This is a genomic window from Thalassospira alkalitolerans, from assembly GCF_002115745.1.
GTDB classification, from domain to species: Bacteria; Pseudomonadota; Alphaproteobacteria; order Rhodospirillales; family Thalassospiraceae; genus Thalassospira; species Thalassospira alkalitolerans.
Genome location: NZ_JFKB01000008.1, coordinates 250,168 through 261,909 on the forward strand (window position 1 = coordinate 250,168; position 11,742 = coordinate 261,909).

Sequence of the window (11,742 nt, forward strand, 5' to 3'; positions counted from 1 at the left end):
AGTAACTTATGATTGTTTTATCATCAAGATAAACACCAAATGGTGATTGTGCGCGTGAAGATTGTTCTGATTACGAATATCGTTCCGCCCTATCGGCAACGCGCCTATGGCATGTTGGCCAGCCTTTCCTGTGCCAAGGGCGGTGATTTTCGCGTCATATGCACCCATCATCACGAGCCACAGCGCGACTGGCCGATCCTGACCGGGAAATTTCGCCAAATCATTCTGCCGGGAATTAAAATTCCGCTTGGCGAAAACCGCAGCATCGCGATCAATTTTGGTCTGGACCGCGCCCTTGATGATCTATGCCCGGATGTCCTTATTCTGGCCGGTTTTGGCCCGGCACAATATTGCGCCCATCGGTATGCCCGTCGCCACACCATCCCGACGGTGGTGCAATTTGATGGCTGGGCGCAATCAGACCGGCATTATCAAAACCCGATCCGGCGATGCATTCGTTCGAAAATGATCACACAGGCCAAAAGCTTTATCGCCGCCGGGCAAAACGGGCGTGACTGGTTTGCCCGCTTTGGCATCGCGGACCAGAACATTCTGATCGCCCCCATCCCGCCATCATTTCCACCGCCCAAACAAATATCAAGCCTGATTAATCGCCCCATCGACCTGATCTGGTGCGGGCGCCCCACCCGATCCAAGGGCTTTGATCACTTTCTGGCAATTGCGCGTGACCTGCACTGTGCCGGCACGATTAATGCCATCCGGATTATCGGTGCCGATCACCAAAACGCCATTGGGCAAACGCTTGACCAATATGGCCTGACCGGGATCACCGACCTTTTGGGGCATATCCCCCCCGCCGAACTGCCCCCCCATTACCAACACGCCAAACTTTGCCTGCTGCCAAGTAACAATGACGCCTATGGCATCACCGCCATCGAAGCCATTTCATGCGGTACGGTCGTCCTTGCCAGTGATCAGCTTGGCGGGGCGCGCGATGTTCTGGCCCCGTCGGAAATACTGCCGCTTGATCAACCGGGGCAACCCGATCAACTCGATATCTGGGTCAAGACCTGCACAAGGCTGCTACGCGATCACGACCTTTGGCAAACAACCCAAAAATCCCAACACGCATCCATCCGCCACAACACGCCCGATCATCACGCCAATACCCTCTGGCAAGCCTGCCAGATGGCGACCCAATCGATAGGACATCTATGATGGCCGTCAAAGCCCCCGCCAATGTTCCCGTCTGGATGATTGGCCGTATTGATCAATTTCGCATTCTGGCCACCCATCTGACCCGCAATAACCGTTTGGCCCGATGGGACAGTTTCTGGCGTCATAACGGCCACGGCCTGATCACGCCCCCGGCGCGCAAGGTTGACCCCATTCTGGCCTCCATTCCCGGTCGCCATCTTTTACCCGATCTGTTGGGCAAGACCGCGCAAAAACTTCATCTTCCGGCCCGCAATCTTTACTCCGATTTGCCCCTGTCATGGCTGGCGGCAACACATATGCCCGATGCCAAAATCCTGCACGGACAGGGAAATTACAGCCTGCCTGCCATGCGACGTGCCCGGGCCAAGGGCATGGCCATCATATCCGATGTCACCGGCCAACTTGCCCCCATCCGCAAAAAACAACTTGCCGACGAATACCACCATCACGGCCTGCGCTATCGCGAAATTTCAAACCTTCTGGCCCGTCGGCGCATGGCCGAAGCCCGCTTTGCCGATGGCATTTTCGCGCCATCCGATGCGGTTGCCGCCGGGCTTGTCGATTGCGGCATAAATGCCTCGCGCATTCACCTTGTCCCGTTCACATCATCCCTATGCGACCCGCTTTTGGCATATGATCACGGCCCGTCGGCAACGTCTGATGACGGCACAACCCATCTGCTTTATGTCGGCAATATCGCAATTGCCAAAGGCATCCGCATTTTGATCGAGGCCTTCCGGGTTTTGCGCCATCGCCTTGGCCCGGCCATTACCCTGTCGCTTGTCGGACCGGCCCATCCCTGCGCCTTGGCCTATCTGGCCAAACTGCCGCCGGGCTGCGTCTGGCAGGGGCCGGTGGCGCACAAACATCTTCCCGATCATCTGCTCAGCGCGGACATCTTTGTCTTTCCAAGCCTGTCAGAAGGCAGCAGCCTTGCCGTGCTCGAAGCCATGGCGGCAAGTTGTGCGGTGATCACCACCCCCGACGCCGGAAGCCCGATCACCCATAATCAAAACGGTATCCTGATCCCGCCACGGGACAGCGAAGCCCTGATAAACGCCATCACCGACCTCCATGCTGATCCGGTCAAACGCACCACCCTTGGCAGGGCCGCACGACAGGTAATTGCCCATGATATCGCCGATGATTACGGCACCCGGGTTGAAGCCGCCTATGAAAAGGTTCTGACCCGTCATGGATAGTTTTTTGCCAAAGCTTTCTGCGTTGTATCCGCTATGGCTTCTGGCGGCCAATTTTGTCTCGCGCCTTGGTGGTATGATCATCCTGCTTGTGATCGGCCATCATTTTAAGCCCGATCAACTGGCCGATTATTTCACCACCCTTGCCACCATCGGCCTTGTCGTCACCGCTACGCAGGCCGGATGCGGCCCGCTTTTGATCCGGCTCTATCAGGGCCATCAATTCCGCACGAGCACTCAAATAATCCTCTTGCGCCTCATGATTGCCGGTGTCGGTATCACAACCGCCCTCACCCTTACCGATATCGGATTTTCGCCGGTTCTTTTGATGCCCATTGCCGCCGCCCTTGCCCCGGACTGGATTATCTCCGGGTGTGGTCAGCTTGGCAAAATAGCGCTGATTGCCGTCTTCGGACAATTGGCCGGGATTGCCACCGCGCTAATCGCAATGATAACCGGCAACAGCTTCGCCTTATTTGCCATCGCCCCGACCATATCGCTGGCAAGCCTGCTTACGGCGGGCATCCTTGCATTCCATCCCACAGCAAGCCCCCCTAACAACCGGCTGCCTCTGGCAAAGCCTGAACCTATCGCAATCAACCGTTACCGGGCCGTCAACCTGATCGGCTTTACCCTGCTCGCCGGGGCGCTGCCCAATCTTGATTTCGTCTTGCTCGGCGAAAAGCTTGGTCAAAACGAACAGGCCAACCTGATACTTGCCCAACGGGTTTTCCTGATCGCTGCCGCCATGATCGCCAGTCTGTCTGCCGCCTTGTTTGCCAAACGGCAAAGCGGATTATTGCGCGATTTTTGGCTGATGGCCCCGGCACTGGCGATTACCGCAATACTGTTTTTATCACCCGATACCATCGCGCATTTGATCTTTGATGCACCGCCCGCCGGATTGCCCGATCTGCTGCGCATCGGAGCCCCCTGGCCCTTCCTTTTGGCAATCTTGGCCCGCCATATCTTAATCTCGCAGGAAATCGACAATCGCCTGTTTCCCGGTTGGATTTGTCTGATCGTGCTGATCCTATCAGGTGTGATGTTACCGGTATTTGGCACGGCCGAAAATACGTTGATCGTTATGCAAATGCGGTTCGGGTTTTGCCTGATCTTTCTTGCTGCCTGCCATTTTGTCCCGCAATGGCGGGGACAATCCGCATGATTAAACTTCACAGCACCATTCAAAACAACCGCCTGATCAGCGGCCATTTTGGCGACATTATGTTTGGGGATTGGGGGTTTGAATGTTCGGACCGGCAGTCTTTTGTCACGCTAAGCCAAACCTGCCGAAATGCCACCCGATCCGATGATGATTGGCACCTTGCCGAAGGTCACTGGCATCTGCGCTATCAAACCACCCGGCAATCTCACAACACCATCCGCATTCGCGCCAAACTGACCGCCATCACCGATGGCATTTTACAAGATGCCGTCATCCGTTTGGTGTTTAACAAATCCGCCATCATCGCCGGTGAAATCGCCGGGCAGCGGTATCGCCATACCGATAGCGACCGATACCGCCTGCATCCGGTCACAACCGCCAAACTACGGGGCGAAAACGGCACCACAATTACCGTCACCATTGATAAGGTCGATGGGGCCGGGCGATTTGCCCCCTATCTTTATCTGCGTGATCGCGGCGATTGCTGGATCATTCATGCGCGTTTATTGCCCGTTGATCCGGTGGATCACATCTGGCTGCGCTGGGCCAACCGGTTTTTCACATCTGCCGCCCCCGATTGGCTGGCGCGGTTGATCTGGAATTGCCACGGCGGCAAACGCCTGTTGTGGCGTCTGCGTGAACGTCTCGGGCGACACTGCCCGGAAATTCAGGCCGTGCCGCTAAACCGCCTCCGTGCCGGTCAGGTTTTAAAGTTGGGGGTCACATGCCACTTTCAGTGACCCCAACCGATTTACAAAAACGCTGCCTGCGCCTTGCCCATCTGATTGCCGATCAACTGGCAACGCAGCAATGCGACAATGGCGACTTCCCGCAACACAGCTTCTACGCCAAGGCCTTTGCGCTTGCCCTTTGGCAAAACCTCGATCCTTCCCGCTATGTTTCAAATAATATAGCGGCGATAACAGCCCTTAAAACCGACCCCCATGATGCCCGATACCACCGCGAATTTATCGACTATGCGCTGGATCACGCTCCCGACATTTCCCGCCAAACCCGCGCCGAAATTCTGCGAAACGCGCCGTATCAATCGCCAAATGTCGCCAATTGGCGCATTCTTGGCCTGCAAACCCGCCAAAATGGATCCATTTGGCATAAATGGCGGGCGAAACTCGATTGGCTTTATATCCGGGCACGCTTTTGGCGCGCCCCCGCCTTCATGGACAGACCGGGCTGTTTTTCGGCGCAATACCACGCCTTTTGCGCGGCCCTCTTATGCGATAACCCCAACCCGGCCCAGCGTAAAATCAGCGCACAGGCAAGTAACCTGATCACCCAGCTTTGCACCCCGAACGGCATGCCAAATCTGCTGGGCCGTGGTGCCGGGCAAAGCTTTGGCACCGTAACAGCCCTTTATGCCCTGTTATCGCACGGCCATCTGCGCCAAGCCGAAACCATCCTGTTTTATCTTGAGCAAACCTTCCTGATGCATGGGGCTTTACCGCTTAACCTGCTGGCCCCCGGACCGCTTGCCGATGATCCCGGCCCGGCCAATCCGGCAACACCGGGCTGGTACAGCTATAACCGCCATTACGATTATCTGGCCTTTGCCGGGTTCTGGTTAATGCGATCAGCCATGGCCAAACCGGCTGCAGATGCCAAACACCAGAAACCTGCAAAACTGCCCAAGTCCTTGTTTATCAAAGATACCACGGCTTACAACGCCCGAATGTGCCTGAGTGGCAAAACCGGCTTTGACATCACCCCGGCCCCGGTCTTGGTGACGAACGGACATATCCTGCTGCCCCCCACCGGCGGCGAGGAAGATTTTGCCAGCCTCTATGGCCCAAAATCCCAACCGCTTCCGGCCTTTCCAGACAGAAACACCTATGCGCGTTTCATCGCCGGAACCAAAACGGCAAACACGGTTCAAATAACCTTCTCGCTGGCGGGCCAAACAGGCCAGCGCGACATCACCTTCAATCGCGATGAAATCATCATTCGTGATCGTTTTAATGTGTCGGATGCAACCGGGTTGCAGTTATTTCGATTATTGGTGCCAAACAACATTATGTACGTACATAATAACCCGACCCAGGTCGAATTTCCGGGCATAAATGCCCGTTTTATCGCCAATTACCCCATAAAAATCACAGAAAAAACCCGATTCGCCGTCACCGGCCCGGTCCGAACCTTCTTTGTCACCGGGCATGCCACAGCCCTGCTTCGCATTGTCTGGGGACCCAAATGACCCCACCAAATCCAGACGCCATCACAATCATCACCACCACTCGCGATGGCCAAGACTTCCACACGCAATATTTCGCAAATATCAACGCTATTCTGCGCCCCGGCGATCAAGTGGTGATTGTCGATGATGGCTCTGCCCACCCCGTCAAACGGCCCGATACCCTTGCCGTCACCCCCCGGATCAAATTGATCCAAAGTGGCAAAATCGGGCGCGGTGCGGCGCTTAATCTTGCGATATCACAGGCACAAACGGCGTTTGTTGCCATTCAGGATATTGATGATCTTTCCCATCCGAACCGCTTGAATGTACAAGGGAAATTCCTGAATACGCACCCTGATACCCTTGCCTTCACAACGGCCCAAAGCGACCGCGCATCTGCGCATTCAGACTGGCACAAAATCCCTGCCAAACGGCTTTATCGCAGCAACCCATTGCATCATTCATCGCTGATGTTTCATCGCAATATCTGGGACCGGGCGGGTGGATATGATCCCGATCTTGATTGCTGTATCGATCTTGATTTCTATCTCCGCGCCGTCTGCCGGGCAAAGGCATCCATCTGGCACAGCAATCAAGCCCTGATCACCCGCAACCTTGATCCCGCCACGCGCCATTTTGCAGGCATTTCAATACGGCAATATCATCAAACCCTGCAATCTGTTTTGAACCGCCATCGCGCCCAAATTGCGCCCCCGACATGGATGCGGATTTACGATATGAAACGCACCCTTGGAAGCCGATTATGACCCAACGCCCCCGCATCATCGCCATGGTTCAACTGCCCCCGCCCCTGCATGGGGCGGCGGCGATGAATGCCCATGCCATCACGGCCCTTGAACAAACCTGCCATGTGACATTGCTTGAAATGCGCTTTGCCAAGCACCCCCGCGACATTGCCAAATTCACGCTTGGCAAACTCGCCCTTGCACTGGGGCTATGGCTCCGCCTAATTGTTTGCCTAATGCGCAGCCCTGATGCGCTTTACATCTGTTTTTCCCCATCTGGCGGGGCGTTTTACCGCGATTGTCTTTATGTCGTAACGGCTCGAATTTTTGGTGTTCCGGCCATTGTGCATCTGCATGGTCGCGGTCTTGCAAACGGTCGTCGTAATGCCGTTACCGGCTGGTTACAACGCCGGGTCTTTACCGGTCAGGCGGCCATTGTTCTGGGCAAGGCATTGCTACCGGAACTTGATGGGCTTGATTGCCAAACAACCATCATCGCCAATTGCCTGCCCGATGCAGCCTTTGCCGTTAAACGCTGCAAAACCAACCACAACACATTGCGCCTGCTTTATCTTTCCAACTTGTTTCGCGCCAAAGGCATTGATGATGTTGTCGCCGCTTGTGCCATCCTTAAACAGCGCGGCATTGATTTCATCCTCGACATCGCTGGCAGCGAAGGTGATCTGTCGGAAACCGATCTGATGCACATGACCAAACAAGCCGGGATCAACGATCATGTGATCTGGCATGGCTTTGCCAATACCGATGCCCGTTCCGAACTGCTTGCAACGGCGGATCTGTTTGTTTTTCCGTCGCGTTATGCCAATGAAGCACAGCCGCTTGTGGTGCTCGAAGCCATGGCGGCGGGAATTCCGGTGATTTGCAGTTCTGTCGGCACACTTGGCGATATCATCATCAATGGCAAAACCGGACGTATTTGTCCGACGCAAAACCCGGAAATTTTGACGCGCCTGATCGAAGATGCAATGACCAATCCAACACAAAATGCCGCAATGACAAAAGCCGCCCGGACATATTGCAAAGCCAATTTCGGCAAGGATCGTTTCGCCCGCGAATTGCAGGATTTAATCACCGAGATTGTTTCTTGATCCGGGACATAATGCCGGTCCAAGATAATCGCCCGGCTTAACCGCAACGAAAGTGCCCCCCATGACGCGTGACGAGTTTAACGATTTTTGTCGGTCACTTCCGGTAACCACCCATGTTGTGCAATGGGGCGGTGCCGATGTCTGGAAAGTCGGGGATAAGGTTTTTGCCATTGGCGGCTGGACCAAGGGCAATACGATGGGGATTACCTTTAAAACATCCGAAATTGGTTATGAGGTCTTAAAGGAGCAGCCCGGCCTGCGGCCTGCCCCCTATCTTGCGTCACGCGGCATGAAGTGGATTCAGCATTACGACAAACCCGGGCTTTCTGATGACGGTCTGCGCGATCATTTGCAGACATCACACAAGATCGTTGCCCTTGGCCTGACGAAAAAGAAACAGCGCGCGCTTAACCTTTATCAGGACTGAAAATTTCAGGTCCTATAAACGCCAAAGATCAATGCCAACCGGGACTTCATCCCGCGGCAAGATTGCGCGAACATCGGCGACAAAGCCCTTGCCGTCTTTCAACAACCCCTGAATCAGCGGCCAGCCCTTGGTGACATATTCCTTATGCGAAACCGCCAAAACAACTGCATCGGCCGGTTTCAAATCATCATCACCAAACAGTTTCAGACCATCAAATTCATGAGCCACTTCGTCGACTTCGGCATACTGATCTTGAACTTGGACCGTGATTCCGGCGTCTTCAAGTTCGCGGATAATATCGATCACGCGGGTATTGCGGATATCAGGCACATCTTCCTTAAACGTCAGGCCCAATACCGTCACAATCGGGTTCTTGGTGGCCCCTTCACGCAGCAGGGCACGGATCACCTTGTTGGCAACCACTTCGCCCATGCCATCATTCACCCGGCGACCGGCCAAAACCACCTGCGGGTAATAACCAAGTTCTTCGGATTTATGGGTCAGGTAATAGGGATCAACCCCGATGCAATGCCCGCCGACAAGACCCGGCGTAAAGCGCAGGAAATTCCATTTGGTGCCTGCCGCGTCCAATACATCGCGGGTATCAATCCCGGCCCGGTCAAAGATCAGCGACAATTCGTTCATCAGGGCGATGTTCAAATCGCGCTGGGTGTTTTCAATCACCTTGGCGGCCTCGGCGGCTTTAATTGTCGGGGCCTTATGAATACCGGCCTTAACGACAGAACCATAAACCGCAGCAACAATTTCAAGCGTTTCGGGCGTCTGACCCGACACAACCTTGGTAATCGTCGTAAAGCGATGCTCACGGTCGCCCGGATTGATACGTTCCGGTGAATAGCCCACCGTAAAATCGATCCCGGCTTTCAGCCCCGAAAGCGTTTCAAGGATCGGCACGCATTCTTCTTCGGTCGCACCGGGATAGACGGTGCTTTCATAAACGACGATATCACCCTTTTTCAAGATCGCGCCGACAGTTTTCGAGGCCGAGCGCAGCGGCGACAAATCCGGACGGTTTGATTTATCAATCGGGGTTGGCACGGTAACAATATGAAAATCGGCCAAGCGCAGGTCTTGCGGATCGTCACTTAAAAGCAAATCAGCCGCAGCCAGTTCATGATCATCAACTTCACCCGTGGCATCATGCCCGGCCTTAAGCTGCGCAATTCGCGCCTTGTTGATATCAAAAGCCACTGTCCGGCCAATTTCGGTCCCAAAGGCCACCGCGACCGGCAGACCGACATATCCCAAACCGATGACAGAAATCTTGCGACCGTGACTCATCAACATACCCCGAAAAAATGCACTTGGGGATTAGTAGTCAGCCCCTTCCGGCACGTCAATTACATATCCTCGCGATTGACAGGTTTCATCGCCATCAGTTTTGCAACACATAGGTTCCCGGCGCATCACATAGTGCGGGATATCCCGCCTTTGTATTTGCGGGCGTCCGGGCAGGTACCTTGTCCCCGGAATACCCCACCAGCCAGGTCTGCCACGCAGGCCACCACGAGCCATCCTGCATCGGTGCTGATTGTTGCCAACGATCCGGATCAAGATAATGATCGCCGACTTTCTTTGTCGACATCTGATAGGAACGATGGGGGTGTCCGGGTTCAGACACAATACCGGCATTGTGACCACCGCTGGTCAGAACAAAGGTCACCTCTGTTGCCGGGTGCATGGTCAGCTTATAAACGGATCGCCATGGGGCGACGTGATCGCGCACTGTGCCGACACTGAAAATTGGCACCCGGATATCGGCCAGATTAACCGGAAGATCATTGGCCATATAGCGACCTGCAGAAAGATTATTTTCAAGAAACAACCCGCGAAGATATTCCGAATGCATCCGATACGGCATGCGGGTCAGATCGGCATTCCATGCCATCAGGTCGTTCATTTCCTGACGTTCGCCCAACAGATATTCATTGGCCAAGCGTGACCAGATCAAATCGTTGGAGCGCAATATCTGGAAAGCCCCGGCCATCTGGTATCCATCCAAAAAGCCCTGATCCCACATCATGCTTTCAAGATATGAAACCTCGCTTTCGCTAATGAAAAGCATCAATTCCCCGGCTTCGGTAAAATCAACCTGGGTCGCAAGATGGGTCATGCTGGCAAGCCGGTCATCGCCATCACGTGCCATCGCAGATGCCGCAATCGACAACAGCGTCCCGCCAAGGCAATAGCCCGCCGAATGTATTTTCTGATCGGGGATAATCGCAGATACAGCGTCAATCGCATCCATGATCCCCATCTTGCGGTAATCTTCCATGCCAAGGTTGCGATCCTCGGATGTTGGATTGCGCCATGACACCATGAAAACGGTATGTCCCTGATCGACCAGATATTTCACCAGCGAATTATGCGGCGAAAGATCAAGGATATAATATTTCATGATCCAGGCGGGGACGATCAGGATCGGTTCGGGATAAACATCATCGGTGGTCGGACTATATTGGATCAGCTCGATCAGATGATTGCGATAGACAACCTTGCCCGGCGTGATCGCAACGTCGCGACCCACCTGAAAATTCTCTGTCCCAACCGGTTTTTTGCCCGCCAAGGTGTGCTGCACGTCTTCGATCAGATGTTCGATCCCGGTCAAAAGGTTCGCCCCCCCCTGTTCGACCGTGGCTTTGAGAATATCGGGATTGGTGGCGATGAAATTGGATGGGGCCATATGATCAAGCATCTGGCGCACGATAAAGGAAATCACCTTTTCATCCGCGTCTGATACCCCATCAATATCGGTCGTCGCATTGTGCCACCATTGTTGGGTCAATAAAAACGACTGATACATCATATTAAACGGCCATTGCTGCCATCCGGGCGATGCAAATCGTTTGTCAATCGGCAAGGGTTCAATACACGGATCGGCACCCGGCCCGGCATGCATCGCATGACACATCAAACGGACCAGCTTGCGCTGCGCCTTTTCAACCAATTCCATCTGCTTGCCCGGCGACATCAACAAATGGCCAAGCCACTGAACCTGAATTTCAACAAGCCCGGCGGGCGATATGCCATTGGTCAGCCGGGCCATATTGGCCTTAAAGGCCTGATCAATGGCCTGATAGGTGTAATGACCCGGCGCTGGTGGATCAAACGGGGCCGGCACCGGCTCGGTTACATGCATATGCGGTGTTTTGTCATTGGCATTTGCTGCCACCGTTTTCGATGCCGTCCTTTTGGTGCGTGGCTTTGGTGTCCGCTTCCGGCCTGTCGGTTTGGCGCTTGATGGGGCGGCACCCTTTTCAGGCACATCAATTTTCGGCGTATCTGGCATCATCAACTCCTGCACGACAAAAACCGACCATCGCCCGATAATATTCAGTCACAGGGCAACTGGCCTTGGAAATTTGGAAATAGGTCGCCATTCCATTGCGCGCAAACCCCAGCCGACAAAATCGGCCCAAACAGACCAGCCTGCGCCACAGATAAGGACAGCATTCTGAATTATGGCAAAAAATACGTTATCAAATTGAATGCAGTGCAACATTGAGGCACCTCAAGAAAGGCAATGTCAATCATCCTATATTTTCGAACACACCATTTTCGACATAAAAAAAGGTGCCCTGATCACCAGAGCACCTTGCATGTTTGTCTTAAATTTCAATTCCGATTACGTCATATCCCAAGCCCATTAGCGGCCCAAGATCAAAGCGCCATCGCTAGGTGTTGTTTACATTCATTGACAACATT

Annotated in this window: 10 protein-coding genes; 8 read left to right on the forward strand and 2 right to left on the reverse strand. The window is 54.1% G+C overall.

Annotated features, from left to right (window positions below):
* Nucleotides 1–39 precede the first annotated feature (39 nt).
* The 8 genes from TALK_RS13415 (at nt 40) to TALK_RS13450 (ending at nt 8,016) form a co-directional block, all read left to right on the forward strand.
* A complete protein-coding gene (locus tag TALK_RS13415; protein ID WP_085619627.1) occupies nt 40–1,179 on the forward strand; it encodes a glycosyltransferase family 4 protein in 1,140 nt (379 codons plus the stop codon).
* A complete protein-coding gene (locus TALK_RS13420; protein ID WP_085619628.1) occupies nt 1,176–2,381 on the forward strand; it encodes a glycosyltransferase family 4 protein in 1,206 nt (401 codons plus the stop codon). Before TALK_RS13415 ends, TALK_RS13420 begins: the two co-directional genes overlap by 4 nt.
* Complete coding sequence (locus TALK_RS13425; protein ID WP_085619629.1) at nt 2,374–3,546, forward strand: MATE family efflux transporter; 1,173 nt, start codon at nt 2,374–2,376, stop codon at nt 3,544–3,546. Before TALK_RS13420 ends, TALK_RS13425 begins: the two co-directional genes overlap by 8 nt.
* The gene (locus tag TALK_RS13430; protein ID WP_085619630.1) at nt 3,543–4,286 is read left to right on the forward strand and encodes a hypothetical protein; all 744 of its coding nucleotides are present in this window, start codon (nt 3,543–3,545) and stop codon (nt 4,284–4,286) included. The genes TALK_RS13425 and TALK_RS13430 overlap by 4 nt, the downstream gene beginning before the upstream one ends.
* On the forward strand, nt 4,271–5,755 hold the full coding sequence (locus tag TALK_RS13435) for a hypothetical protein (protein ID WP_085619631.1): 1,485 nt from the start codon (nt 4,271–4,273) through the stop codon (nt 5,753–5,755). The genes TALK_RS13430 and TALK_RS13435 overlap by 16 nt, the downstream gene beginning before the upstream one ends.
* Entirely contained in the window at nt 5,752–6,501 is a 750-nt protein-coding gene (locus TALK_RS13440) for a glycosyltransferase family 2 protein (RefSeq protein ID WP_085619632.1), read from the forward strand. Before TALK_RS13435 ends, TALK_RS13440 begins: the two co-directional genes overlap by 4 nt.
* Nucleotides 6,498–7,589: a glycosyltransferase family 4 protein gene (locus TALK_RS13445; protein ID WP_169715034.1), complete on the forward strand. Its 1,092-nt coding sequence runs from the start codon at nt 6,498–6,500 to the stop codon at nt 7,587–7,589. The genes TALK_RS13440 and TALK_RS13445 overlap by 4 nt, the downstream gene beginning before the upstream one ends.
* 61 nt (nt 7,590–7,650) lie before the next feature.
* A complete protein-coding gene (locus TALK_RS13450) occupies nt 7,651–8,016 on the forward strand; it encodes an MmcQ/YjbR family DNA-binding protein (protein WP_085619634.1) in 366 nt (121 codons plus the stop codon).
* Between the two features lie 12 nt (nt 8,017–8,028).
* Here the strand turns inward: TALK_RS13450 and TALK_RS13455 are convergent, their stop codons facing one another.
* Nucleotides 8,029–9,318 (reverse strand): nucleotide sugar dehydrogenase, encoded by a 1,290-nt coding sequence (locus TALK_RS13455; RefSeq protein ID WP_085619635.1) that lies wholly within the window; start codon nt 9,316–9,318, stop codon nt 8,029–8,031.
* A gap of 94 nt (nt 9,319–9,412) precedes the next feature.
* Nucleotides 9,413–11,329: a PHA/PHB synthase family protein gene (locus TALK_RS13460; protein WP_139833824.1), complete on the reverse strand. Its 1,917-nt coding sequence runs from the start codon at nt 11,327–11,329 to the stop codon at nt 9,413–9,415.
* Nucleotides 11,330–11,742 lie beyond the last annotated feature (413 nt).

Excerpts from the sequence above, each read along its gene's own strand:
- TALK_RS13430 (WP_085619630.1), top strand. The coding sequence starts at position 3,543 with ATGATTAAACTTCACAGCACCATTCAAAACAACCGCCTGATCAGCGGC.
- TALK_RS13460 (WP_139833824.1), bottom strand. The coding sequence starts at position 11,329 with ATGATGCCAGATACGCCGAAAATTGATGTGCCTGAAAAGGGTGCCGCC.
- TALK_RS13425 (WP_085619629.1), top strand. The coding sequence starts at position 2,374 with ATGGATAGTTTTTTGCCAAAGCTTTCTGCGTTGTATCCGCTATGGCTT.
- TALK_RS13445 (WP_169715034.1), top strand. The coding sequence starts at position 6,498 with ATGACCCAACGCCCCCGCATCATCGCCATGGTTCAACTGCCCCCGCCC.
- TALK_RS13420 (WP_085619628.1), top strand. The coding sequence starts at position 1,176 with ATGATGGCCGTCAAAGCCCCCGCCAATGTTCCCGTCTGGATGATTGGC.
- TALK_RS13415 (WP_085619627.1), top strand. The coding sequence starts at position 40 with ATGGTGATTGTGCGCGTGAAGATTGTTCTGATTACGAATATCGTTCCG.
- TALK_RS13450 (WP_085619634.1), top strand. The coding sequence starts at position 7,651 with ATGACGCGTGACGAGTTTAACGATTTTTGTCGGTCACTTCCGGTAACC.
- TALK_RS13455 (WP_085619635.1), bottom strand. The coding sequence starts at position 9,318 with ATGAGTCACGGTCGCAAGATTTCTGTCATCGGTTTGGGATATGTCGGT.
- TALK_RS13440 (WP_085619632.1), top strand. The coding sequence starts at position 5,752 with ATGACCCCACCAAATCCAGACGCCATCACAATCATCACCACCACTCGC.
- TALK_RS13435 (WP_085619631.1), top strand. The coding sequence starts at position 4,271 with ATGCCACTTTCAGTGACCCCAACCGATTTACAAAAACGCTGCCTGCGC.